The 22279-nt window shown below is 64.4% G+C and carries 26 protein-coding genes and 1 tRNA gene; 10 read left to right on the top strand and 17 right to left on the bottom strand.

Annotated features, from left to right (window positions below):
* The first annotated feature begins 120 nt into the window (after positions 1 to 120).
* Together rnd and ED21_RS13225 are read left to right on the top strand one after the other, a co-directional pair.
* Positions 121 to 1353, top strand: a complete 1233-nt coding sequence (gene rnd, locus ED21_RS13230; protein ID WP_050784783.1) for a ribonuclease D — start codon at positions 121 to 123, stop codon at positions 1351 to 1353.
* Positions 1350 to 2246 (top strand): LysR substrate-binding domain-containing protein, encoded by an 897-nt coding sequence (locus ED21_RS13225; RefSeq protein WP_006834433.1) that lies wholly within the window; start codon positions 1350 to 1352, stop codon positions 2244 to 2246. The genes rnd and ED21_RS13225 overlap by 4 nt, the downstream gene beginning before the upstream one ends.
* On the opposite strand, the gene ED21_RS13220 is transcribed toward ED21_RS13225, so the two are convergent.
* Both ED21_RS13220 and pgsA read right to left on the bottom strand, forming a co-directional pair.
* On the bottom strand, positions 2243 to 2506 hold the full coding sequence (locus ED21_RS13220; protein WP_006834432.1) for a hypothetical protein: 264 nt from the start codon (positions 2504 to 2506) through the stop codon (positions 2243 to 2245). The two genes, ED21_RS13225 and ED21_RS13220, sit on opposite strands and share 4 nt — an antisense overlap.
* 104 nt (positions 2507 to 2610) lie before the next feature.
* Positions 2611 to 3204, bottom strand: coding sequence for a CDP-diacylglycerol--glycerol-3-phosphate 3-phosphatidyltransferase (gene pgsA, locus ED21_RS13215; protein WP_006834431.1), 594 nt, complete (start codon positions 3202 to 3204; stop codon positions 2611 to 2613).
* 116 nt (positions 3205 to 3320) lie between these two features.
* Here pgsA and ED21_RS13210 point away from each other — a divergent pair, with 116 nt between their 5' ends.
* Positions 3321 to 4661, top strand: a complete 1341-nt coding sequence (locus ED21_RS13210) for an MFS transporter (RefSeq protein ID WP_006834430.1) — start codon at positions 3321 to 3323, stop codon at positions 4659 to 4661.
* A gap of 22 nt (positions 4662 to 4683) precedes the next feature.
* Here ED21_RS13210 and ED21_RS15515 read toward each other — a convergent pair whose 3' ends face one another.
* Positions 4684 to 4878, bottom strand: a complete 195-nt coding sequence (locus ED21_RS15515; RefSeq protein ID WP_006834429.1) for a hypothetical protein — start codon at positions 4876 to 4878, stop codon at positions 4684 to 4686.
* A 150-nt stretch (positions 4879 to 5028) separates the two neighbouring features.
* Here ED21_RS15515 and ED21_RS13205 point away from each other — a divergent pair, with 150 nt between their 5' ends.
* On the top strand, positions 5029 to 6699 hold the full coding sequence (locus tag ED21_RS13205; RefSeq protein ID WP_006834428.1) for a thiamine pyrophosphate-dependent enzyme: 1671 nt from the start codon (positions 5029 to 5031) through the stop codon (positions 6697 to 6699).
* A gap of 72 nt (positions 6700 to 6771) precedes the next feature.
* On the opposite strand, the gene ED21_RS13200 is transcribed toward ED21_RS13205, so the two are convergent.
* Both ED21_RS13200 and ED21_RS13195 read right to left on the bottom strand, forming a co-directional pair.
* Positions 6772 to 6942: a CsbD family protein gene (locus tag ED21_RS13200; RefSeq protein WP_006834427.1), complete on the bottom strand. Its 171-nt coding sequence runs from the start codon at positions 6940 to 6942 to the stop codon at positions 6772 to 6774.
* A 118-nt stretch (positions 6943 to 7060) separates the two neighbouring features.
* Entirely contained in the window at positions 7061 to 7471 is a 411-nt protein-coding gene (locus tag ED21_RS13195) for an EVE domain-containing protein (RefSeq protein WP_006834426.1), read from the bottom strand.
* 171 nt (positions 7472 to 7642) lie between these two features.
* On the opposite strand from ED21_RS13195, the gene ED21_RS13190 reads away from it, so the two are divergent.
* From ED21_RS13190 to ED21_RS13165, 6 genes are read left to right on the top strand one after another with little or no spacing between them, the layout of a single operon-like run.
* Complete coding sequence (locus ED21_RS13190) at positions 7643 to 9328, top strand: bifunctional diguanylate cyclase/phosphodiesterase (protein WP_006834425.1); 1686 nt, start codon at positions 7643 to 7645, stop codon at positions 9326 to 9328.
* 41 nt (positions 9329 to 9369) lie between these two features.
* Positions 9370 to 10179 (top strand): diaminopimelate epimerase, encoded by an 810-nt coding sequence (gene dapF / locus ED21_RS13185; RefSeq protein ID WP_034922766.1) that lies wholly within the window; start codon positions 9370 to 9372, stop codon positions 10177 to 10179.
* A complete protein-coding gene (locus ED21_RS13180; RefSeq protein ID WP_006834423.1) occupies positions 10176 to 11351 on the top strand; it encodes a MiaB/RimO family radical SAM methylthiotransferase in 1176 nt (391 codons plus the stop codon). Before dapF ends, ED21_RS13180 begins: the two co-directional genes overlap by 4 nt.
* Positions 11348 to 12271, top strand: a complete 924-nt coding sequence (gene ftsY, locus ED21_RS13175; RefSeq protein WP_006834422.1) for a signal recognition particle-docking protein FtsY — start codon at positions 11348 to 11350, stop codon at positions 12269 to 12271. The genes ED21_RS13180 and ftsY overlap by 4 nt, the downstream gene beginning before the upstream one ends.
* Positions 12271 to 12927: an inner membrane-spanning protein YciB gene (locus ED21_RS13170; protein WP_006834421.1), complete on the top strand. Its 657-nt coding sequence runs from the start codon at positions 12271 to 12273 to the stop codon at positions 12925 to 12927. Before ftsY ends, ED21_RS13170 begins: the two co-directional genes overlap by 1 nt.
* Positions 12928 to 12981: 54 nt before the next feature.
* The gene (locus ED21_RS13165; protein WP_006834420.1) at positions 12982 to 13302 is read left to right on the top strand and encodes a hypothetical protein; all 321 of its coding nucleotides are present in this window, start codon (positions 12982 to 12984) and stop codon (positions 13300 to 13302) included.
* Positions 13303 to 13475: 173 nt separating this feature from the next.
* Here the strand turns inward: ED21_RS13165 and ED21_RS15850 are convergent, their stop codons facing one another.
* The 12 genes from ED21_RS15850 to ED21_RS13115 all read right to left on the bottom strand — a co-directional run bounded on the left by ED21_RS15850 (position 13476) and on the right by ED21_RS13115 (position 22183).
* A complete protein-coding gene (locus tag ED21_RS15850) occupies positions 13476 to 13709 on the bottom strand; it encodes a hypothetical protein (RefSeq protein WP_006834418.1) in 234 nt (77 codons plus the stop codon).
* Positions 13658 to 13978: a hypothetical protein gene (locus ED21_RS15845; RefSeq protein ID WP_233995765.1), complete on the bottom strand. Its 321-nt coding sequence runs from the start codon at positions 13976 to 13978 to the stop codon at positions 13658 to 13660. The genes ED21_RS15850 and ED21_RS15845 overlap by 52 nt, the downstream gene beginning before the upstream one ends.
* Positions 13979 to 14018: 40 nt before the next feature.
* Positions 14019 to 15956, bottom strand: a complete 1938-nt coding sequence (locus ED21_RS13155) for a potassium transporter Kup (RefSeq protein WP_006834417.1) — start codon at positions 15954 to 15956, stop codon at positions 14019 to 14021.
* A gap of 119 nt (positions 15957 to 16075) precedes the next feature.
* Positions 16076 to 16735 (bottom strand): tetratricopeptide repeat protein, encoded by a 660-nt coding sequence (locus ED21_RS13150; RefSeq protein ID WP_006834416.1) that lies wholly within the window; start codon positions 16733 to 16735, stop codon positions 16076 to 16078.
* On the bottom strand, positions 16732 to 17136 hold the full coding sequence (locus ED21_RS13145) for a cytochrome c-type biogenesis protein (protein WP_006834415.1): 405 nt from the start codon (positions 17134 to 17136) through the stop codon (positions 16732 to 16734). The genes ED21_RS13150 and ED21_RS13145 overlap by 4 nt, the downstream gene beginning before the upstream one ends.
* Positions 17133 to 17660: a DsbE family thiol:disulfide interchange protein gene (locus ED21_RS13140; protein WP_006834414.1), complete on the bottom strand. Its 528-nt coding sequence runs from the start codon at positions 17658 to 17660 to the stop codon at positions 17133 to 17135. Before ED21_RS13140 ends, ED21_RS13145 begins: the two co-directional genes overlap by 4 nt.
* Positions 17661 to 19613, bottom strand: coding sequence for a heme lyase CcmF/NrfE family subunit (locus tag ED21_RS13135; RefSeq protein ID WP_006834413.1), 1953 nt, complete (start codon positions 19611 to 19613; stop codon positions 17661 to 17663).
* On the bottom strand, positions 19610 to 20071 hold the full coding sequence (gene ccmE / locus ED21_RS13130; protein ID WP_006834412.1) for a cytochrome c maturation protein CcmE: 462 nt from the start codon (positions 20069 to 20071) through the stop codon (positions 19610 to 19612). Before ccmE ends, ED21_RS13135 begins: the two co-directional genes overlap by 4 nt.
* Positions 20068 to 20208: a hypothetical protein gene (locus tag ED21_RS15695; RefSeq protein WP_006834411.1), complete on the bottom strand. Its 141-nt coding sequence runs from the start codon at positions 20206 to 20208 to the stop codon at positions 20068 to 20070. Before ED21_RS15695 ends, ccmE begins: the two co-directional genes overlap by 4 nt.
* Positions 20208 to 20930: a heme ABC transporter permease CcmC gene (gene ccmC, locus ED21_RS13125; RefSeq protein WP_006834410.1), complete on the bottom strand. Its 723-nt coding sequence runs from the start codon at positions 20928 to 20930 to the stop codon at positions 20208 to 20210. Before ccmC ends, ED21_RS15695 begins: the two co-directional genes overlap by 1 nt.
* A gap of 54 nt (positions 20931 to 20984) precedes the next feature.
* Positions 20985 to 22049 (bottom strand): Glu/Leu/Phe/Val dehydrogenase dimerization domain-containing protein, encoded by a 1065-nt coding sequence (locus tag ED21_RS13120; protein WP_006834409.1) that lies wholly within the window; start codon positions 22047 to 22049, stop codon positions 20985 to 20987.
* 57 nt (positions 22050 to 22106) lie between these two features.
* Positions 22107 to 22183 (bottom strand) — tRNA-His (locus ED21_RS13115).
* Between the last annotated feature and the right edge of the window lie 96 nt (positions 22184 to 22279).

The following is a 22279-nucleotide window of genomic DNA, read 5'->3' as shown; positions in this document are numbered from 1 at the left end:
GCGGCTCCTTAACTTGGAATCGCGCGCGCTAACAGGGCACCTGTGGGTTTTTGTCAAGACTTGGACAAAAGCTGCCACCGGTGCGGGAGCGGCACTCCGCTCGAGACAAGAAAAGACATGATGAAAATACACGACCTGATTACCGATACCGACACCCTCGCCGCCATGTGCGAGCGACTGGCGAAGAGCGACTTCGTCACTGTCGACACCGAATTCATGCGCGAAAACACCTATTGGCCGGAACTGTGCCTGGTGCAGATCGCCAACGAGGAAGAGGCCGCGGCGATCGATCCGCTGGCCGACGGGATCGACCTCCAGCCTCTGTGGGACCTTTTGTGCGACAACGAGGAGGTCCTGAAGGTCTTCCACGCCGGCGGGCAGGACGTCGAGATCGTCTACAACTTCACCGGCAAGACGCCGCATCCCATTTTCGACACGCAGATCGCCATGATGGCGATCAGCCAGAACGAGCAGATCGGCTATGCCAACCTCGTCGAAAGCTGGATGGGGATCACGGTCGACAAGGGCGCGCGCTTCACCGACTGGGGCCGCCGCCCGCTGACCGATCGCCAGATCGAATACGCGATTGGCGACGTGACGCACCTGTCCAAGATCTTCCCGATGATCCTCAAGAAGCTGATCAAGACCGGGCGCGGCGTCTGGCTGGACGCCGAAATGGACAAGCTGGCCGATCCGGCGAATTACGCCAACAACGCCGATCTGGCGTGGAAGCGCATACGTTCGCCGGGGCGCAATCCCACCGTACTCGGCCGCCTCAAGGCGCTCGCTGCATGGCGCGAGAGCGAAGCGCAGCACAAGGATATTCCGCGCGGCCGCATTATGCGCGACGAAACGCTGGCCGATATCGCCAGCCACCCGCCCAAGAAGCAGAGCGACCTGATTAAGGTGCGCGGCCTGTCGAACGCCTGGAAGGACAACGACATCGGCAAGCGGCTGATGAAGGTCATCGAAAAGGCCGAGCCGCTGCCCAAGGACGAGATGCCCGAAAAGCCCAAGCGCGGTGCGCCGCTGGGCAAGGAAGGCGCGCTGGTCGCTGATCTGCTCAAGCTTCTCCTCAAGATCCGTGCCCGCGAGATCGACGTGGCCTCCCGCCTGCTGACCCGCGCGGACGAAATGGAAGCTTTGGCGGCGGGCGTACGCAAGCTGCCGATCCTGCAGGGATGGCGTTACGAGGTGTTCGGCAAAGACGCACTCGAACTGGTCGAGGGCCGCCTTGCCTTCGCGGTCAAGGATGGCCGTCTGCTGATGACCCATGTCGACGATGTCCACGCGGGCATGATCGAGGCGGCGCAGGACGAGGTGATCACGGGCGACGAGGTCGAAGCGGAGTGAGCACTTACCTGCCCACCCTCAAGCAGCTCCAATACCTCGTCGCGTTGCACGAGCATGGACATTTCGGCCGCGCGGCGGACGCCAGTTTCGTATCGCAGTCGACGCTGTCGGCGGGCATTCGCGAGCTTGAATCGCTGCTTGGCGTGACACTGGTCGAGCGCAGCCGCCGCGTGGTTCGCTTTACGGCCCTTGGCAACCAGGTGGTCGAGAAGGCGCATCGCGTGCTGCGCGAGACCGAGGAACTGGCCGATCTCGTGCAGGCGGCGGGCAAACCGCTGGCGGGCCAGCTGCGCATGAGTGTCATCCCCACCATCGCGCCCTTCATGCTGCCGCGCTTCCTGCCGCGCCTGCGCAAGGAGCGGCCCGATCTCGAGCTGTTCCTTCGCGAGGAGACCAGCCACGACGCGGTCGAATCGCTTCAGCATGGCCGGGTGGACTGCGTCCTCCTCGCCCTGCCCTTTGCGACCGGCGAGGTCGACAAGGTGCATATCGCCGACGATCCGATCTATGTTGCCTTTCCCAAGGACGATCCGCGCGATCCGCCCGAGACGGTTTCCGCCGACATGATCGACGACGGGCGCCTGCTGTTGCTGGAAGACGGCCATTGCCTGAAAGACCACGCGCTGGCAGCCTGCAACCGCCCCGAACTGCGCGGTTCGACCACCATGATCGGCACCAGCCTGCACACGCTGGTGCAAATGGTGGACAACGGGCTCGGGCTCACCATGCTGCCCGAGATGGCCGTGGAAGCGGGGATCTTGCAGGGGACGGACGTCGTCGCGCGCCCGCTCACGTCGAAACAGGCGAGCCGCGAGATCGCGCTCATCTGGCGCAAGAATTCACCGCGCCGGGACGATTTCGAATTGCTGGCGGAGGAATTGCGCGCCGGTTAGGCGGCTTTGGGCTGCGCCGGCGCCTTGCTCTTCACGAACTTGTCGAGTTTTTTGTAGGCGAAGAGCGGCACGATCACGCTGAGCGCAATCCCGCCGAGTGCGCAGATACCGAGCCAGATTGCCATGGCCGAACCACCCGAGGTGTACATCCCGTACAGGACGGGCGCTGCGAGAACCAACCCGCGAACCTCGTTGAAGATCATGGCGGCCGCTCCGAACTTGAGCAGGGCGGCGAGAAGCATGTGGAGTGTTGCGCTCATATCGTATGGTATGAACGAGAACGGTTGAGAAAAAGTTCACCATGCAACGGGCGTTGCATCTATCCGGCACACCGTTTCGTCGCATTAATGCGGCGGTGAGCGCCTCAATCCATGTGTTTGAGACCCACGCGCAGATAGTCCCACCCGGTAATCACCGTCATCACAGCGGCCGCCCATAGGGTGACGAGGCCGACGGTGTGCGGGACATTGGCCTCGATCGGGCCAAGCATCACGTGCCAGTCCGGCAGGCCCTGCCCCAGGATCAGCGATCCGAGCGCGAGCAGCTGGAAGGTCGTCTTCCATTTCGCGAGCCGGCTGACCGGTACCGAGACCTGCAGGCCGCCGAGGAATTCGCGCAGGCCCGAAACGGCGATTTCGCGCACGAGGATGATGAGCCCTGCGATGACATGGGCATCCCCCACATAGGGCCCCGTCAGCACGCCCTGTGCCGCGAGTACCAGAATAACCGCCGCCACCATGATCTTGTCGGCGATGGGATCGAGGAAGATGCCGAGCTTCGAGACGGCCCCGCTCGTGCGCGCAAGGTAGCCGTCGAAATAGTCGGTAATACCCATCAACGAGTAGAGACCGAACGCCATCAGATAGCCCGCCTCCCAGCCCGGCCACCACAGCAGGAAGGCTAGGAGCGGTATCGCGACGATGCGCGACAGGGTCAGGATGTTGGGCAAATTCAGCATCTGGAATGCTCCCCTAACGGCATTCGCCCTGCCGCAAAAGATATCAAGCGGGGTTGTCCGCCGCCGCGATGTCTCTACCAAGGGTTCCTATACGGAAGGTTTCCTCCCGGGGGGTCATGTTCACAAGTACGCATCTCCTGCGCACGCGGCGGTTCCTGCCGCTTTTCGTCACGCAGCTTTTCAATGCCTTCAACGACAATCTCTACAAGACCGCGATGGTCCTGTTCGTCGTCTACCAGATCTACAATTCGGAAGAGGCGGAGGGGATATTCTCCGCCGTGGCATCGGGCTTGTTCATCCTGCCTTTCTTCGTCCTCTCGGCGCTGGCGGGCCAACTGGCCGACATGCGCGACAAGGCAGCGATCATTCGACGTGTTAAAGCCTTCGAGATCCTGCTCATGCTGATCGGGGCGAGCGGTCTCTTCCTCGCATGGCGGGGGTACGAAATGCCGGTGACTCTACTGGGCATCGAAACCAGCGTACCGGTTCTCCTAATGCTGCTGGCGCTGTTCATGACAGGCATCCAGTCGACCTTTCTCGGCCCCATCAAATACGCGATCCTGCCACAGCATTTGCGCAAGGAGGAAGTGCTCGCGGGCACCGGACTCGTCGAGGCGGGCACCTATATCGCCATTCTCGCTGGCACTATCCTTGCCGGCTGGATCCCGGTCGAGGTGGCTGCCGTTGGTATCATCCTGACGTCCATCGTGGGCTTTCTTGTCTCCCGGCAAGTGCCCGACGCCCCACCGCAGGGCGCGGTGGAAAAGCTCGATTGGCATATCCTGCGCGCCTCGGTGAAGCTGGTGCGCGACACGATGCACCAGGCCGAAGTCTTCTACGCCATCCTCGCCATCAGCTTTTTCTGGACCATCGGCGCAGTGCTGTTCATCCAGTTCCCGCCGCTCGCCAAAAACGTAATCATGGCGAGCAAGGAGGTGGCCAGCATTTTCCTCGTGGTCTTCTCGGTCGGGGTCGCGATCGGCTCGGTCGCGGTAGGCGCGCTGCTGAAGGGCAAGGTCTCGGCGCGCTACGCCCCGCAATCGGTGATCGCGATGGGCGCCTTCGTGGTCGCCTTCTATGCCGTGTGCAAACTGTGGCAGGCGGACAAGCCAGACCAGCTGCTCGACGTCGCTGGTTTCCTCGCCTGGCCGATGGCCTCGGTGATCCTGCTGTGTCTTTTGGGTATCGCGGTGGCGGGCGGCATGTTCGTCGTGCCGCTCTACGCCTTCCTCACCACCCGCGTAGCGCCCGACAAGGCCTCGCGCACGATTGCGGCAAATAATATCGTCAATTCGGGCGCGATGGTGGCCGGCTCGCTCCTCGCCATGGCGATGAGCGCGGCCGGAGTACCTATTGTGGAACAGGTCCTGATCAGCGCGGCCATGTGCCTCGTGTCGGCATGGCTAGGCAAGCGCCTGCTCGAAGCCGAGCGCGCTTCCGGAATGCACCTGGAGTAGGGCTTTTAGCCCTTGTCTGCGATCAGATGATAAAGGCCAGAACCGCGGCGACGGTCGCAAAATAAGTCGTTGCCACGCCGCGCACGTCGTTTGCTGTCAACTTCCAGTCAACCAGCGCGCCTTGCGGCGTATCCGCGAACATGCGGCGGCGGGTCGGCAAGCTGGCCCGCATCCAGTGGCGGGCGGCTTCGTTGGAGAGGACAAGTGCGCGTCTCATGATGTGAGGCTTAACGCTTTTTTAACTATCGGTTTCCGCGCAAATCAGCCCTGCCCCAGTTCGGGACAACCCCTCTCTATCGTGGGGATAAGTGGGAACTCGTGTGGCCCGGATTGCGCCCGGCCTCGCGCGCCGCTAACCGCCGAGGCCATGACCACACGCCCCACTCCCGCCGCCGCCAAGCTGCTCGTTAACTGCCTGATCGAACAGGGGTGCGAGCGGATCTTTACCGTTCCCGGCGAAAGCTTCCTCCAGGTGCTCGACGCACTGGGCCAGCAGGACGCCATCGACCTCGTCACCTGCCGCCAGGAAGGCGGAGTCGCGATGATGGCCTGCGCCGATGGCGCGATGACGCAGCGGCCGGGTGTCGCCTTCGTCACCCGCGGCCCGGGCGCGACCAACGCCAGCATCGGCGTCCATGTCGCGATGCAGGATTCGCAGCCGATGATCCTCTTCGTAGGCGATGTGGACAGCGAGATGCGTGACCGCGAAGGCTTCCAGGAGGTCGATTTCGCAGCCTTCTTCGGCCCGATCGCCAAATGGGCGGCGCGGATCGATTCGGCGGATCGCATCCCCGAATACGTCGCCCGCGCCTATGCCACCGCCATTTCCGGCCGCCCGGGCCCCGTCGTTTTGGCCCTGCCCGAAGACATGCTGAGCCGCGACACCGGAGCAAAGCCGCGCCCCCGCGTGGAGCGTCCGGCGCAGGCCCCCTGCCCCGACGCGATGCAGGCGATGATGGCGCTGCTTGCCGACGCCGCCTCGCCCATAGCGGTTATCGGCGGTGCGGGATGGAACGCTAAAGCGCGCGAATACTTCCAGCTCTTCGCCGAACGGCTCGGCATCCCCGTTGCGACCGCCTTCCGGCGGCAGGACGCGCTCTCGCCTTCGAGCCGCGTTTACGCCGGTAACCTTGGCTACGGGCCCAATCCCAAGCTGGTCGAGCGGGTGAAGAACGCCGACCTCATTCTCGCCGTGGGCGCGCGGCTGGGCGAGGCGACGACCGACGGCTACACCGTCCCGCCGCTGGTCGATGGAGACCGCAAGCTGGTGCACATCCATCCTGACCCGAACGAACTCAACAGCGTTTATCCGGCCGATCTGGCGATCTGCGCCGAGATGGACGAATTCGCCGAAAGCGCGGCGCTGTGGGACGAAGGCGAGGTGCTCGATTTCGAAGCGGGGGCCGAGGCGCATGCTGAATGGCAGGCCTGGGCGACCGCGCATCCCGCGCCCGATTTCGCGCTCGACATGGGTCAGTGCGTCCAGTTCATGCGCGACACGTTTCCCGCCGACACCATCATCTGCAACGGCGCTGGTAATTTTGCGGGCTGGTGGCATCGTTACTGGCGCTACGAAGGCTATCCAACGCAGCTCGCCCCGACCTGCGGCGCAATGGGTTACGGGGTTCCAGCCGCCGTGGCCGCCGCGCTGCGCCACATGGACCGCACCGTGGTCGCCGTGGCGGGCGATGGCGATTTCCTCATGAATGGGCAGGAACTGGCGACCGCCGTCCAGCATGGCGCGAACCTGATCGTCATCGTGGTCGACAACTCTGCCTATGGCACGATCCGAATGCACCAGGAACGCGAGTTTCCGGGCGAAGAGCGGATCAGCGGCACTCGCCTCGCCAATCCCGATTTCGCTGCTCTCGCCGCAGCCTTCGGCGGCTGGTCGGCCACTGCAACGACGACGCAGGAATTCAAGGAGGCGCTCGTCTCTGCCGAGGGACGCAGCGGCCTGCGCCTCATCCACTGCCACATCGAGATCGAACAGCTCGCCGCCAGCGGCGCGACCGTCTCGGGCCTGAGAAAAAAATAACCCATGCGAAAGGGCCGCCTCCCATTAAGGAAACGGCCCTTCCTCGCTGAAACTCAGCGTGACGCGTTTGCGTCAGATGTCGTTACCGAATTTGCCTTCGACTTCGCCCTTGAACTGCTGGGCTTCGCCCTTCTGTTCCTGCTGGCGGCCTTCGGCGCGGGTTTCGGGATCGCCCGACTGCTGCTTCACATCGCCGATCGCTTCGTTGGTGTTGCCTTTGATCTTTTCTGTCAGTTCGCCCATCGGGCCTCTCCTTCTGTCTGGTTGCGCCAAAAACGGCGCGCTTACAGAGAGATAACGGCGCGATCGCGACTCCGGTTCCGCTTGGGTGCGACCAGCCGGTAGCTGCGCGCGACGGGGCTCAGATACCGGCCATTTCGAGGATGATCGACCATTCTTCGGGCTTGATTTCGGCCACCGACAGGCGCGAGAGCTTGACCAGCTCGCAATCGGCGAGCTGCGGCTCAGCCTTGATCTGCTTGAGTGTCACGGGTGACGGAAGCTTAGTCTTCGGCACGACCTTCACCGCGGCCCACTTGCCTTCGGGATCGGTCGGATCGGTGATTCCGGCCACGCTGACTTCGCAGATGCCGACGATCTCGAGGCCCTCACGCGAATGGTAGAAGAACGCCTGGTCGCCCACTTCCATTGCGGCGAGATTGTTCTTAGCGCGGTGGTTGCGCACCCCGTCCCACGTGCCTTCCTCTTCCGCGACGAGATCGTCCCAGCTGTATTTGAAGGGTTCGGATTTCACCAGCCAGTAACGGGCCATGCGGGACATTCTCCTCAGGTGATGGGTCTTTGATCGGCTTTGCCTAGCGGGGTGATCGCTCGCTGGCCAGAGAGCGCCCCGGCCCGGGCAATATTAACCTGTTTTTAGCCTTGTGCGCGCTATTCCCCATGCGATTGTCCAGCCGCAGGGATATCTTCGTTGCAAGAGCCAGTGCCCGACCCGAAACCAGCCGTCCGCGAGCCGAGGACGCGCGCGGCGCGTGGTGGCCGCGACCTCGTGACGCTGGGAATCGCCTTTGCCGCGATCGTACTCTTCGTTGCGACGGCGGGCATGGTGCTACCGGGCATCGTTGCATCCATCAGCCACGGCGGATCGCCGCCCGACGTAGTGCTCACCAACGCGCTGCTCCTCAATATCGCGCTGATCATGCTGGGCTGGCACCGCTACAAGGGGCTGACCGGCGAGATCGAAGCACACCGCCGTTCGGAACGCGAGGCCCGCCGCCTCGCCGATTACGACGACCTCACCGGTTGCCTCAACCGCCGCAGCCTTGCCGCCGAGCTCGAAGCGATGCTGGCCAAGGGCGCGGGCAAGAACCGCGCGCTCGCCGCGATTGCCATCGACCTCGACAATTTCAAGCAGGTCAACGATCTCAACGGCCATGCCGTGGGCGATGCCGTGCTGCGCACGACGGCAGAGCGGTTCCGCCACATTTTGCCCGAAGGTGCCTCGCTGGCCCGTTTGGGCGGGGACGAGTTCGTCTGTGTCCTGCGCTACGATCTTGATCGTCCCGAACGGGTCGACATGCTTGCCACGCGCCTGGTCGAACAGGTGGCCCGCCCGGTCGTTCACAACGACATCGCAGTCGACATCACGATTTCCATCGGCATCGCCAGTTCGGTCCATGTCGGCGCGGACACCAACCAGTCGCCCGCACAGGATCTGATGCACAAGGCGGATATCGCCATGTATCACGCTAAGAAGAAGGGGAAGAACCGCTTCTACTGGTTCGAACCGCCGATGGAGAACGAGCTGCGCTTCCGCAACGAGCTGGAAGCCGGCATCCGCCGCGGCATCCAGAAGGGTGAATTCCTACCCTACTACGAACAGCAGATCGATCTCGATACCGGCGAACTGATCGGGTTCGAAATGCTCGCGCGTTGGGATTCTCCCGAGATGGGCATGCTCGGTCCGGAAATCTTCATTCCCGTGGCCGAAGAGATCGGCGTCATCGCCGAACTGTCCGAAATGCTGATCGAGCAAGCCTTCATGGACGCCCGCGAATGGGACCCCAAGCTCACGCTCTCAGTCAATATCTCGCCGGTCCAGATGCGAGATCCGTGGTTCGCGCAGAAAATCCTCAAGCTGCTCGTCCGGCAGCGCTTCCCCGCCAACCGGCTGGAAATCGAAATCACCGAGACCTGCCTGCACGAGAATATCGGACTGGTGCGCTCGATGATTACCAGCCTGCGCAACCAGGGCGTGAAGATCAGCCTGGACGACTTCGGGACGGGCTATTCCAGCCTCTCGCAATTGCGCAGCCTGCCCTTCGACCGGCTCAAGATCGACCGCAGCTTCATCCGCGAACTCACCAACGAGGAGCAGAGCCGCAAGCTGGTCGAAGCGATCGTATCCATGAGCGACGGCCTGAAGCTGCCGATCACCGCCGAAGGTATCGAGAACGAGGATGTCCTCAACGCCCTCAAGCGCTGGGGTAAAATGAAGGGTCAGGGCTATCACTACGGTCGGCCCGAACCGGCGGCCAAGGTTCTTGAACGGCTTGCGACGAATGGCAGGGTGGCGGTTGCCGGCAGCGCCGAAATCGCCGAGGTCCCCGCGAACGGGCAGGACGACACCGCGTCCGGTGGTAGCGAAGCTGGCTCGCGCGCCGTCTGACACTGGACGCTCGGCGCCCCACACCCTAGATGCGCGGGACCATGCGCGTCCCCTTCATCAAGATGCACGGCCTCGGCAATGATTTCGTCGTCCTCGACGCGCGCGAAACTGCCTTGCCTGTGCTCGACAAGGGCCGCGCCGCCGCGATTGCCGATCGCCACGAAGGCATCGGCTGCGACCAGCTGATCCTGCTCGAGCCGAGCGGCAGCGCCGATTTCCGCATGCGCATCTTCAACCACGACGGCAGCGAAGTTGGCGCCTGCGGCAACGCGACGCGCGCCGTGGCGCTGCTGCATGGCGTAGAGGCCCGGATCGAGACCGCCGGTGGGCTGCTTTCGGCATCCCCCTCCGACGGCGGGGCACGTGTGGACATGGGAACGCCGCGCTTTGACTGGGACGCGATCCCGCTCGCCTATCCGATGGACACGCTCTCCATGCCGGTCGGCTGGGAAATGCTGGAGAATCCCGGCGCGGTAAACGTGGGCAATCCGCATGTGATCTTCTTCGTCGAGGATACCAATGCCGTGCCGCTCGACCGGATCGGGCCGGAGATCGAGAAGGATCCGCTCTTCCCCGAGCGCGTGAACGTCAACGTCGCCACTATCGAAAGCCGCAGCCGCATTCGCCTGCGCGTATGGGAACGCGGGGCGGGCCTGACGCGCGCCTGCGGGACCGGTGCGTGCGCGACAGCGGTTCGCGCCATGCGCCGCAAGCTCGTCGACAGCCCAGTCACCGTGGCGCTTCCCGGCGGCGAGTTGGAGATCGCCTGGGAACCGGGCGGTACGATCCAGATGACCGGTCCTGCCACCGAGGCTTTCCGTGGCAGTTTCGAGTGGGACGATTACGCGTGAACGCCCCGCAGGTCGTATCCCTTGGCTGCCGCCTCAATCTCTCCGAGAGCGAGCGCATTCGCGCCATGCTGGCGGGCGAGGACAATCTCGTCGTCGTCAACAGCTGCGCGGTGACGAGCGAGGCGGTGCGCCAGACACGGCAGGCCATCCGGCAGGCGCGCAAGGCAAACCCCGAGGCTCGCTTGCTGGTGACCGGTTGCGCCGCCGATATCGAGCGCGACCAGCTCGCGGCCATGCCCGAGGTCGACGGGTTCATCGCCAACAAGGCCAAGCTCGATCCGCGCGCATGGAATGTGCCCGCCAGCGCCCCGCCCGTGCAGGCGCTTCACACCCGCGCCTTCGTGGCGGTGCAGAACGGCTGCGACCACGCCTGCACCTTTTGCGTCATCCCTCAGGGCCGCGGGAAAAGCCGCTCACTCACCGTCGCCGAGGTGCTGCGCGAGGTCGAAAGCCATCTCGATACCGGTGCAGGAGAAGTTGTCTTGACCGGCGTCGATGTCACCTCATGGGGTCACGACCTGCCCGGCAGCCTCAGACTGGGGGCCCTCATTCGCGCGGTTCTGGACGCCTTCCCCGCCCTCACCCGCATCCGCATGTCCTCCATCGACGGGATCGAGGTCGACGAGGAGCTATTCGAGCTTTTCGCCGGGGAGCCCCGCGTGATGCCGCACATCCACCTCTCGCTGCAGCACGGGCACGACCTGATCCTGAAGCGCATGAAGCGCCGCCATCTTCGCGCCGATGCGGTCGACCTCGTTGCGCGACTGAAGGCCTGCCGTCCCGACCTCGTCGTCGGCGCGGACCTGATCGCCGGCTTCCCGACCGAAACGGAGGAGCACCACGCTTCCAACCTCTCGATCATCCGCGAACTCGCCATCCTCCACGGCCACATCTTCCCCTATTCGCCGCGCCCCGGCACGCCCGCCGCGCGCATGCCGCAAGTGGAGCGCCCCACGATCAAGCGCCGCGCCGCCGAATTGCGCGCCGAGGTGGCCAAGCTGCGTGCAGAGTGGCTGCGGACGCTCGTCGATAAGCCGCACTCAGTCCTCGCCGAAGCGGACGGGACCGGCTATTCGCCCCACTTCGCCCGCGTGAAACTGCCGGAAGGCATACCGCGCGGCTCCATCGTCACCGTGACGCCCAAGACACTCGAGGACAATCTCCTGTCATGAGCAAACCCAGCTGGACCGAGCGCCTGTTCGGCGGCTTCAAGAAAACATCCGAGCGTCTGTCCGAAAACCTCGCCGAGGCGGTGACCAAGGCCAAGCTCGACGATGCCACGCTCGACGATGTCGAGGACGCGCTGATCATGTCCGATCTCGGACCCAGCGCGGCTGCTCGCATCCGCGAAAGGCTGAAGGAAAAGCGCTTCGGCCTCGAAATCAGCGCCGACGAATTGAAGGAAGCGGTGGCCGAAGAAATCGCGGCGATCCTGCGCCCCGTCGCCAAGCCGCTGGAGATTACCGCCTTCCCGCGCCCGCAGGTTCTGTTGGTCATCGGCGTGAACGGCAGCGGAAAGACTACCACCATCGCGAAGCTGGCGCACCTCTTCGTGGAAGACGACTACAACGTCATGCTGGCGGCAGGCGACACGTTCCGCGCGGCGGCCATCGGCCAGCTGCAGACCTGGGCCGACCGTGTGGGCGTGCCCATCGTGCGAGGCCCCGAAGGCGGCGATCCGGCCAGCATCGTGTTCGACGCGGTCAGGAAGGGGACCGAGATCGGCACCGACGTGCTCATCGTCGACACCGCCGGCCGCCTCCAGAACAAGCGCGAGCTGATGGACGAACTGGCCAAGATCCGCAAAGTCCTCGGCCGTCTCAATCCCGAGGCGCCGCATGACGTGGTGCTCGTCCTCGACGCTACCAACGGCCAGAACGCACTCAGCCAGATCGATGTGTTCAAGGAAGTCGCGGGCGTCACCGGCCTCGTCATGACCAAGCTTGACGGCACGGCGCGGGGTGGCGTGCTGGTGCAGGCGGCCAAGAAATACGGCCTCCCCATCCACGCCATTGGCGTGGGCGAGAAGATCGACGACCTGCGCCCCTTCGATCCTGACCTTGTCGCGCGCGTCATTGCGGGGATTGCCTGATGAGCGAGACCAAGCCCACCGAGACGAAGAAGCCCACCGGCTGGCTGCACACGCTGGTCGATTACGGGCCGCTGCTCGTCTTCCTCGGCGTCTACAAGTTCTACCAGCCGCCCGAGACCTCTACTTTCGGCGAGATTGCCGCGGTGATCTACGGCACGATCGCCTTCATGGCGGCCGCCGTCGTGGCGCTGGTCTTCAGCAAGTGGAAATTCGGCAAGGTCAGCCCGATGCTGATCCTCTCGACCACGCTGATCGTCGGCTTCGGCGCGCTCACCATCTGGCTGCGCGACGAACGTTTCATCCAGTTCAAGCCGACCGCGATCTACGCGCTCTTCGGCACGGTCCTCATCGTCGGCTGGCTGCGCAAACGCGCCTGGCTGCAAGTGCTGCTGGAAGCCGCGTTCGAAGGCGTCACGCACGAAGGCTGGCTCAAGCTGTCGCGCAATTGGGGCTTCTTCTTCTTCGCGCTGGCCGGTCTCAACGAAGTGCTGGTGCGCATGATGACGTTCGAGAGCTGGCTCTGGGCCAAGATTTGGGTCTTCCTGCCCCTCACCTTCCTCTTCACCTTCAGCCAGATACCGATGCTGCTCAAGCACGGCCTTTCGCTGGAGGACACGGACGAATTGATGAAGGACGAACCGCCGACGGGGTCCTAGCCGGCAATTAAGCCGATCTTGAATTTCCAGATCCCCGCGCTAACAGCGCCGCCGATGCACGACACGATCGCACTTAGCTGGGCTTGCGAGCAGGACTACGAGATCCTCGCTGACATCATGTTCGACGCGGTTCGTCATGGTCCCAGCAAGTATGACGAAGCGCAGCGCGAGGCTTGGGTGCCCGAACGCCGCAGCGGCGCGTCATGGGACAAGCGGCTCGCGCGGCAGGACATCGCGATGGCGCACCGCAACGATGGCGCAACGCTCGGCTTCATGAGCCTCGACGCCAGTGGCTATATCGATTTCGCGTATATCCGCCCCGAAGCCCAGGGGCGCGGCCTGTTTCGCATTCTCTACGATGCGATCGAGGCATAGGCGCGCGCCACGGGCGAGTTACGCCTGTGGGTGCATGCCAGCCTGATGGCGCAGCCCGCTTTCGCGCGCATGGGCTTCGCTCTGGTTGAGGAACAGGTCGTCTATATCGGGGAGCAGAGTTTCGAACGGGCGGAAATGGAAAAGCCGCTGGCCGAAGGAGTTAGAGTGCGAGACTACACCTCGTCACCCGGAGTGATCTGCACGATAACGCGCATCAGCGTATTGTAGATCAGCACCACGGTGGCGGCCGACAGGCCCACCATGAGGACGGTTCCGGCGAAAAGGCCTTCGTACACATTCTGGAACCACTCTGCCGGCAATTCGTCAAACTCCCCAATCGGGAGCGCGAAGGCCATCAGCAGGAACAGCGCGACCAGCAGGGTGATCGTGGAAATGCGCGCCACCATCGAGATGTCACGATAGGCCCCTGATCGAAATCCGTGTTTATCCTGCGGATCATCCCGATCAGCGTCAGCATCAGCGCGATGATCGTAGCCGAGGCCGTGGCAATCGCCGAACCGAGATAGAGCCCCGCGCGTGACAGGGCGTTGAGAAGGTCGACCGCTTCGGCTGCTCCGTAAACCCGCCCGATTGCCGAACGCGCGGCGTATCCGAGACATGCGGCGAGCAGAAAGGTGACCAGCGGCCAGCGATAGCAGGTGAAAAATTCCCTCATGCCATTATTATCGCTCGCTGGAGGAGACGTTCCGGGTCGGCTAGATCTCGACCTGGCTGCCCAGTTCCACCACGCGGTTGCTGGGCAGGCGGAAGAAGTCCATCGCGGTCGCGGCGTTGCGCAGCATCCAGGCGAAGATCTTCTCGCGCCAGATCGGCATTCCGGGGTTTTCGCTTGCGAGCAGCGTCTGGCGGCTGAGGAAGAAGCTGGTGTGCATCATGTCGAATTCGCCGCCGCAACGGGTCATCTTCTTGAGCCCTTGCGGCACGTCCGTCTCTTCCATGAAGCCATAGTGCAGGATGGCGCGATAGAAGCCATCACCGAGGTCATGGTACTCGCACCGCTCCTCGGGATCGACATAGGGGCTGTCGGCGATCAGCACGGTCAGGATGACCACGCGCTCGTGCAGCACCTTGTTGTGCTTGATGTTGTGGAGCAGCGCAGACGGCACACCGGCGGTCTGGCTGGCCATGAAGATGGCGGTGCCGGGCACGCGGGTGGCGGAATTCTTGGCGCTCTTGGCGAAGATTTCGATTGGCAGCGCGGTTTCATGCATACGCTCGCGCATCAGCTTGCGGCCGCGCGCCCAGGTTGTGAGCAGCGTGAATGCGATGAGGCCCACGACCAGCGGGAACCAGCCGCCGTCGGGCACCTTGAACAGGTTCGCCGCGAAATAGGCTCCGTCGATGATCAGGAAGAAGATCACCACGGGCGCGGCGTACCACCACTTCCATTTCCACACGCCCACGAACAGCACGCCCATCAGCAGCGTGTCGATGGTGACGGCGCCGGTCACCGCGATGCCATAGGCGCTGGCAAGGGCCGAAGAGCTCTGGAACGTCAGCACCAGCAGGATCACCGCGACCATCAGCGCCCAGTTGACCACGGGGATATAGATCTGACCCGCCTCGGTTTCGCTCGTATGGCGGATCGAGAGGCGCGGCATGAAGCCCAGTTGCATTGCCTGGTGGGTGATGCTGAACGCGCCGGAAATGACCGCCTGGCTGGCGATGAAGGTCGCAACCGTCGCCAGGATCACCAACGGCAGGCGGTATTCTTCGCCTGCGAGCAGGAAGAAGGGGTTCTTCACGACTTCGGCCGCCTGTTCGGGCGGCAGGCCGGCGATCATCGCGCCCTGGCCGAAATAGTTCAGCAAGAGGCACGGCATGACGAACCCGAACCACGAGAGGCGCATCGGACCACGGCCGAAATGGCCCATGTCGGAATAAAGCGCTTCGGACCCCGTCACCGCCAGCACCACCGCGCCCATGGCGAGGAAGGCCACGAACTTGTCGGTGATGAAGAACATCACGGCGTAGTACGGATTGAGCGCGTAGAGGATGTCGGGATTCTGGATGATCTGGTTGAGGCCCAGCCCGGCCAGGGTGATAAACCAGACGATCATCACCGGCGCAAACAGCGCGCCCACCTTGGCTGTCCCACGCTGCTGGAGGACGAAGAGGCAGATCAGCAGGATTACCGCGATCGGTATGACGAAGGTCTCCAGCCCCGGGTCGACCACCGTGAGGCCCTCGACCGCGGAGAGAACCGAGATTGCGGGCGTGATCATGCTGTCGCCATAGAACAGCGAGGTGGCAAACACGCCTAACAGGACCACCAGCCACGCGTATTTTGTCGTCCCGATGTGGCGGCTGATGAGAGCGATCAGCGCAAGGCTGCCGCCCTGCCCCTTGTTGTCCGCGCGCATGAGGATGGTGACGTATTGCAGCGCCACCACGATCACCATCGACCAGAAGATCAGGCTGACGACGCCCAGCACGTGCATCCGGTCGATCGCGATATTGACCGCGCCCGCAAAGGTTTCACGAAACGCATAAAGCGGGCTGGTGCCGATATCGCCGAAGACGATACCGATCGCGCCCACGGCCAGCGCAGCCTTGGAGGCGCCATGGCCATGACCATGAGCTTTCCCGCCGCCGGATTCCGGCTGCGAACTCGGCGCGGTGGCCTCGGTCATAGGGTGGGTGTTACCTGCCGCATAGCGTCAAAACCTTGGCTTTCCGGGGCCAAGCCCCGTGCAAGGTCGCGGCGCTTAGCACCATGGCGGGAACGGGGCAACATCTCGCGGGTTCAAGCTTATTGGCCCTGCGCTTGCATCGCAGGCGGCGGCGCGTCTGCCGCGTCCATCATCTGCTCGAGCCGCATGGCCCGAAGCGCGAGCGAGCCGCGCCAGGGCGCGTCTTCCGGAGCTTCGATCACCGCCTCGCGCCACAGTTCACGGGTGCGCTCGGCCTGTCCCGCACGCAGCCATGCAAGGCCGAGGAAGTAGCGCGCGCCGCCATTCTTCTCGTCTAGCATCTGCGCGCGCTGGAAGGCGCTGAGGGCGGCGGGGGTGAGGTTGCCCTCGGCATGCTCGACCAGCGCAATACCCAAGGCCAGCCAAGCTTCGCGGTCGGTCGGGTTTTCCTCGATCGCGTTACGGTAGAAATTGGCCGCCTCGACATAGCTTCCGCGCCGCAGGTAACTGTCGCCCGTAATCACCCAGCGCGCCGGAAATTGCGAGGTGTCGAAGAATTCGCGCCGGGCTTCGACCAGCAGTTCGCCGCTGGCCGCCTGTTCGGCCGTCGCCGTGCCGGGCGAAGAAGGTTGGTCGGGCGAACCCTGCAAGGCGTATCCGGTCAACCCGAAAAGGAGTGTCGCGCCTAGGAGGCTCCATCCCTTGCGCCCCACTCGCAACAGGACAATCGCCGCGGCGAAAGCGACGGCCGCCAGCGCGATGACCGGAAGCCAACTCACGCGCGCCTCCGCAGGCGGCGCCAGACGATCAGCCCCGCCAGCAGCGCCAAGATTGGCGGAATGGCGAACAGCGGCCAGGTCGTGGCGCTCATCACCGGCTCGTAGCTGACATAATCGCCATAGCGTGCCATCAGCCAGCGGCGCACCGCCTCGGGTTCTTCCCCTGCAGCGATGCGGATGCGGACCTGGTGGCGCATGTCGCCCGCCATGGGGGCGTCGCTATCCGCAATCGACTGCGATTGGCACCTGATGCAGCGCAGCGTGTGCATGAGTTCGCGCGCGACGGCTTCCTGATCCGGATCGTCGAGTTGGCGATAGGCATAGGGCGCAGGCGGCGCGCTGCCTTGCGCGGCCAGCGGAACCGCCAGCACAATCGCCAGAAGGGCGAGAAGGTCCCTCACCGCCCCGCCTTGCGCAGCTCTTCGAGCAGCATTGGCACATGCTCGTGCCGGATGTCGCCGACGTGCTGGTAGGTGATCACGCCCTTGCCATCGATCACGAAGGTCTCCGGCACGCCCGAAGATCCGATCGCAAGCTGCACTTCGGACAGGTCGTCGCGACCGATTCGGGTGTAGGGATTGCCATGCTGGGTCAGGAACCGCATCACATCGGTTGGCTCGTCGCGGATGGCGACGCCGACGATCTCGACACCCTCGTCCTTCAGCTGCTCGAGTTGAGCTGCTTCGGCGATACAGGGAAGGCACCAGCTGGCCCAGATGTTGAGCAGCTTTGGCTCGCCCTCGTAAAAATAGCGGCTGTCGACGCCGGGCCGCTCGAGGCTGGCGGGCGGAAGCGTGAAATAGGGCAGTTCCTTGCCAACCATCGTGCTCTTGATGGTATCGTCTTTCGGCTGGCTGAGCTGGTAGGCGGCCAGACCGGCGAAGCCGAAGAACAGCAGGAAGGGTAACCACAGGCGCCAGCTCATCTAGGCGGTCTCTCTTTCTTCGCGCCGCTCGGTGATGCGGCGGCTTATGTAACGGTGCTTGAGATCGCTGCGGACACGCCCCACCAGCGCAAGGACTCCGCCCAGCGCGATGAGCAGTCCGCCATACCAGATCAGGGTGACGAAGGGCTTCCACCACAGCCGCACCTGCCAGCGCCCGTCAGTGCTGGAACCTCCCATCACGGCATAGAGCTGGCCGTTCCAGCGGGTGACGAGGACGCTCTCGGTCGTTTGCTGCGGCGGGGCCCAGAAATTGCGCGATTGCGGCGCGATGGCCTGCGGGTCGCCGTCCCGGTGGCGGACTGTCAGCCGCCCGGCGAGCGCGGTCCAGTTGGGCCCAGCGACGGGCTCGACAGCTTCGAGTCGGACCGCCCAAGGCCCGACGCTGGTCGTCCCGCCCTCTTCCAGCGCGGCGAGCCGTTCCTGCGAAAAGGCGCCTTCGCTCGCCATGCCGAAGAGCATCACGGCAATACCGAAATGCGCCGTGATCATGCCCCAGGTTGCGATCGGCACACGCTTCAGGCGGCGGCCCTTCAGGGGCAGGAAGCTCGCCACCGCCAGCGCGACCGCAAAGGCAAGACCGAGCAGCGGCAGCAGCGCGATCTCGCCCAGCACAGCGAAGAGGACAATCCCGGCCAGGAGCATAGCGGCAACGAGCGCCAGTTCCTTCGAAATCCGTCCCCAGCTGTCCCTGCGCCAGCGCAGCAGCGGACCGACAGCCATCACCGCTAGCATCGGGAAGGCGAAGATCGCCCCGACCGGGTTAAAATAGGGCGGACCCACGGAGACGCGCACGTCGAATGCCTCGGTCAGCAGAGGATAGAGCGTTCCGAGCAGCACCACGGCGAGGATCGCGCTCAGCATGACGTTGTTCACCACCAGCGCGCCCTCGCGGCTGGCGACGGAGAACCGCTCACCCTCGCTGATCGCGCCTGCCCGCAAGGCAAAGAGCAAGAGCGCTCCGCCGATATAGAGCGTAAGGAGCAGGAGGATGAAGCTGCCCCGCTCCGGGTCCACGGCAAAGGCGTGGACGCTGGTGAGCACGCCCGACCGGACGAGGAAGGTGCCGAGCATCGACATGGAAAAGGCGACGACGCCCAGCATGATCGTCCACACGCGCAGCGCGTCGCGGCTGGCGAGGACGCCCGCGGAATGCAGGAGGGCGGTCGCAGCGAGCCATGGCATCAGTGCAGCGTTCTCGACCGGGTCCCAGAACCAGTACCCGCCCCAACCAAGCTCGTAATAGGCCCAGTAGCTGCCCGCTACGAGGCCGAGCGTCAGGAACACCCATGCGCCGAGGATCCACGGACGCATCGCCCGGGCAAAGGCGGGTGTCACCTCGCGGGTGATGAGCGCGCCAACGGCGAAGCTGAAGGCAACCGACAGGCCGACATAGCCGATGTAAAGCGTGGGCGGATGGAAGGCGAGGCCGATGTCCTGCAGCAGCGGGTTGAGGCCCAGCCCCTCGGCAGCAGGCTGTGGCAACCGCTCGAAGGGGTTCGAACTGAGCAGGAGGAAGGCGTAGAAGCCAAGCGCGACGAAGCCTTGCGCAGCCAGCGTCGCCTGCATGGTGCGTTCGGGCAAGCGCCGCTCGATCCCGGCGATCAGCGCGCCTGCCAGTGCCATGACGGTGACCCACAGCAGCATCGAGCCTTCGTGATTCCCCCACGCGCCCGACAGCTTGAAGATCAGCGGCTTGGCGCTGTGCGAGTTCATCGCCACCAGCTTCACCGACAGGTCGGTGATTGCGAAGACCCACAGCAGCATGGCGAAGGACAGCGCCACCAGCCCGCCCTGCAAGACGGCTGCCGGACGGGTCAGCGCGGCCAGCTCGCTCTCGGTCCCGCCGCGCAGCGCCAACGCGCCGCCGACGAGTTGCAGCACGGCCAGGGCCGCGGCCAGCCACAGCGCCGCCAGACCGAGTTCCGCGATCATTCGAGGCCGACCGTCGTCTCTTCGGCCATTTCGGCCGCCTGGTGCTCGCTCATGCCCTCCAGCTCCCGCGGGACGTAATTCTCGTCGTGCTTGGCGAGCAGGTTGTCGGCGACGAATGTGCCGTCGGCAGCGAGCCGCCCTTCCGCGACCACGCCCGACCCTTCGACAAACAGATCGGGCAGGATGCCGGCGTAGCGGACCGGCACGGCGGAATTTTCACGGCCGGTGACGGTGAAGGTCACCGTGATCCCGTCGGCCTGGGTCGCTAGCGAGCCCGGCGCGACCATGCCACCAAGGCGCACGGCCTGCCCGACTTCCGGAGGCTCGGCCTGCATCTGCTCGGGCAGGTAGAAATAGCTCGCCTGGTTGCGCAGCGCATAAGCGGCGAGCAAGCCCGCTCCAACCAGCGCGACAAGCGCGAGGATGACAAGGACGAGGCGCTGGTGCTTGGCTTTCATCGCTTACGCGCTTTCTCGCGCCGAGTCTCGGCACGCTTCATCGCGATCCAGCTCCACGCGATCATCAACAGGGTACCGCCCACGCCGATGGTATAGGCCGCGTAGACGAAGAGCCACTGGTCGAGAGCCTCACGCATCAGTCGGCCTCCATCGCGCGGCGGCGCAGGCGCGCCTCGGCCTGAATGTCGGCCAGCAGCGCCCGCATGCGGGCCAGCACCACGCCGCCGAAGATCAGCGAAAAGCCGATCACCGCGACCAGCAGCGGACCGAGAAAGATATCGTCGATGGCGCTCTTGCCCATGGTGATGCTGGGCGGCTGATGAAGCGAATTCCACCACACCACACTGCGATTGATGATGGGAATGTTGATCGCGCCCAACAGGCCGAAAATTGCCGGAATGCGCGCCGAAACGCCCTCGCGCTCGGCCGCCTGCGCCAGCGCGATATAGGCGATGTAGAGGAAGGCGAGGACAAGCATCGAAGTCAGTCGACCGTCCCAGACCCACCATGTGCCCCAGGTAGGTCGACCCCAGATCGAGCCGGTGGCAAGGCAGATCAGCGCGAAGACGAGCCCCGGCATCGCTGCACCGCGCGCCGCGATGGCCGCCAGCGGGTGACGCCAGACGAGGAAGACGAGGCTCGACACCGCAATCGCGGTCCATCCGCCCATCCCCAGCCATGCGGTGGGCACATGGATGAAAAGGATGCGCACAGTTTCGCCCATCAGGCGGTCGGGCGGAACCTGCGTGAAACCCCAGAAAAGGGCCGCGGCGGTGAGCACCAGTCCTCCGGCCAGCAGGAGCGGCGTGAGCCAGCTCGCCAGCGCGAGAAACCGTTTGGGATTAGCGAAGCCGTGCATGGTGAAAGCCGTGGGTGAGCCTATTGCAGCCCCCGCCCCTGCTCGCAAGGCGGATTAGCGCCCGATGAGCTCCTGCGCCAACTTGTCGGCGACCTGGTCGGGCGAGACGCCGGTCTTGTCGCTCTCCTGCCAGATCTGTTCGAGACGGCCCGGGATCAGCGCGATGCGCTTGCGCACCTCGTTGATATCGCAGGGCGCTTCGTCGTTGCGGCAGAGGTATTCGAGCGTGACCGAGATGATGCCGCCCGCGTTGATCACGTAGTCGGGGGCGTAGAGAATTCCGCGCTTGGCCAGCATCGGTCCGTGCTCGGGGCGCTTCAACTGGTTGTTCGCCCCGCCTGCAACGACCTTGCAATCAAGCTTGGCGATGCCTTCCTCGTCTAGGATCGCGCCGAGCGCGTTGGGGCTGAATACGTCGCACGCCACCGCCATGATCGCATCGGGGCCGACGCATTCGGCGTCGAGTTCTGCGGCCAAGGCCTTGCAGCGGTCCACGTGGATGTCCGACAGGGTCAGCTTCGCGCCTTCCTTGGCGAGAAGGCGCGCGACACCGCCGCCGACGCTGCCCGTGCCCTGGATCGCGACGTGCACGCCGTCCATGCTGTCCTTGCCGAGCTTGTGCTTCACCGCGGCCTTGATGCCGAGGAAGATGCCGAGCGCGGTGAACGGACCTGGATCGCCGCCGGCGGCATCCTCGCCGCTGACGGGCAGGCCCGACACATATTGCGTGCGCTGGGCCACGGCGGCCATGTCGGCTTCGGAAATACCGACGTCTTCGGCGGTGACATACTGCCCGCCCAGCGCCTCGACCGCATCGGCGAAGGCCGCCAGCATTTCGGGCGTCTTCGTCTTGTCCTCGCCGGCGAGGATCACGGCCTTGCCGCCGCCCATGGGAAGGCCAGCCATGGCGTTCTTGTAGCTCATGCCGCGCGACAGGCGCAGCGCATCGCGCATGGCGTCTTCTGGGTTGCCGTAATGCCAGAAGCGGGTGCCGCCCGCGCCGGGGCCGAGATGGGTGGAGTGCAGCGCGATGATCGCGGTAAGGCCGCTCTTGGGGTCGCGCACGACCTCGACCAGTTCGTGGTCGTCGTAATCCGCTTCGGTCCAGAACGCTGTCATCGGCCTCTCGCCCCCTAAAATAAGGTGTCTCTCAAACCGGCACGCGAAAGGAGAAAATGGGGCGATCGACGGGGTTCGAACCCGCGACCTCCGGTACCACAAACCGGCGCTCTAACCAACTGAGCTACGATCGCCACATGCCCCCGGAACGCTGCCGGGAAGGCGGCACATATACGCGGAAAACGGGCCGTCAACCCGCCTTGCGCAACGGCGTGCGCCTGTTGCACAAC

Source organism: Erythrobacter sp. SD-21 (assembly GCF_000181515.1).
Lineage (GTDB): Bacteria > Pseudomonadota > Alphaproteobacteria > Sphingomonadales > Sphingomonadaceae > Qipengyuania.
This window is presented reverse-complemented; position numbering and strand designations above follow the sequence as displayed.

What these genes read in the sequence shown, in the direction of transcription:
- dapF (WP_034922766.1), top strand. Translation starts at nt 9,370, where the DNA reads ATGCGCGTCCCCTTCATCAAGATGCACGGCCTCGGCAATGATTTCGTC.
- ED21_RS15695 (WP_006834411.1), bottom strand. Translation starts at nt 20,208, where the DNA reads ATGCGTGAGGCTCTCGACCAGTGGCTCTTCGTCTACGCGGCCTATACC.
- ED21_RS13155 (WP_006834417.1), bottom strand. Translation starts at nt 15,956, where the DNA reads ATGACCGAGGCCACCGCGCCGAGTTCGCAGCCGGAATCCGGCGGCGGG.
- ED21_RS15515 (WP_006834429.1), bottom strand. Translation starts at nt 4,878, where the DNA reads ATGAGACGCGCACTTGTCCTCTCCAACGAAGCCGCCCGCCACTGGATG.
- ccmC (WP_006834410.1), bottom strand. Translation starts at nt 20,930, where the DNA reads ATGCACGGCTTCGCTAATCCCAAACGGTTTCTCGCGCTGGCGAGCTGG.
- ED21_RS13205 (WP_006834428.1), top strand. Translation starts at nt 5,029, where the DNA reads ATGACCACACGCCCCACTCCCGCCGCCGCCAAGCTGCTCGTTAACTGC.
- ccmE (WP_006834412.1), bottom strand. Translation starts at nt 20,071, where the DNA reads ATGAAAGCCAAGCACCAGCGCCTCGTCCTTGTCATCCTCGCGCTTGTC.
- ED21_RS13200 (WP_006834427.1), bottom strand. Translation starts at nt 6,942, where the DNA reads ATGGGCGAACTGACAGAAAAGATCAAAGGCAACACCAACGAAGCGATC.
- pgsA (WP_006834431.1), bottom strand. Translation starts at nt 3,204, where the DNA reads ATGCTGAATTTGCCCAACATCCTGACCCTGTCGCGCATCGTCGCGATA.
- ED21_RS15850 (WP_006834418.1), bottom strand. Translation starts at nt 13,709, where the DNA reads ATGGTGGCGCGCATTTCCACGATCACCCTGCTGGTCGCGCTGTTCCTG.
- ED21_RS13210 (WP_006834430.1), top strand. Translation starts at nt 3,321, where the DNA reads ATGTTCACAAGTACGCATCTCCTGCGCACGCGGCGGTTCCTGCCGCTT.
- ED21_RS15845 (WP_233995765.1), bottom strand. Translation starts at nt 13,978, where the DNA reads ATGAGGGAATTTTTCACCTGCTATCGCTGGCCGCTGGTCACCTTTCTG.
- rnd (WP_050784783.1), top strand. Translation starts at nt 121, where the DNA reads ATGAAAATACACGACCTGATTACCGATACCGACACCCTCGCCGCCATG.
- ED21_RS13195 (WP_006834426.1), bottom strand. Translation starts at nt 7,471, where the DNA reads ATGGCCCGTTACTGGCTGGTGAAATCCGAACCCTTCAAATACAGCTGG.
- ED21_RS13120 (WP_006834409.1), bottom strand. Translation starts at nt 22,049, where the DNA reads ATGACAGCGTTCTGGACCGAAGCGGATTACGACGACCACGAACTGGTC.
- ftsY (WP_006834422.1), top strand. Translation starts at nt 11,348, where the DNA reads ATGAGCAAACCCAGCTGGACCGAGCGCCTGTTCGGCGGCTTCAAGAAA.
- ED21_RS13135 (WP_006834413.1), bottom strand. Translation starts at nt 19,613, where the DNA reads ATGATCGCGGAACTCGGTCTGGCGGCGCTGTGGCTGGCCGCGGCCCTG.
- ED21_RS13140 (WP_006834414.1), bottom strand. Translation starts at nt 17,660, where the DNA reads ATGAGCTGGCGCCTGTGGTTACCCTTCCTGCTGTTCTTCGGCTTCGCC.
- ED21_RS13170 (WP_006834421.1), top strand. Translation starts at nt 12,271, where the DNA reads ATGAGCGAGACCAAGCCCACCGAGACGAAGAAGCCCACCGGCTGGCTG.
- ED21_RS13165 (WP_006834420.1), top strand. Translation starts at nt 12,982, where the DNA reads ATGCACGACACGATCGCACTTAGCTGGGCTTGCGAGCAGGACTACGAG.
- ED21_RS13220 (WP_006834432.1), bottom strand. Translation starts at nt 2,506, where the DNA reads ATGAGCGCAACACTCCACATGCTTCTCGCCGCCCTGCTCAAGTTCGGA.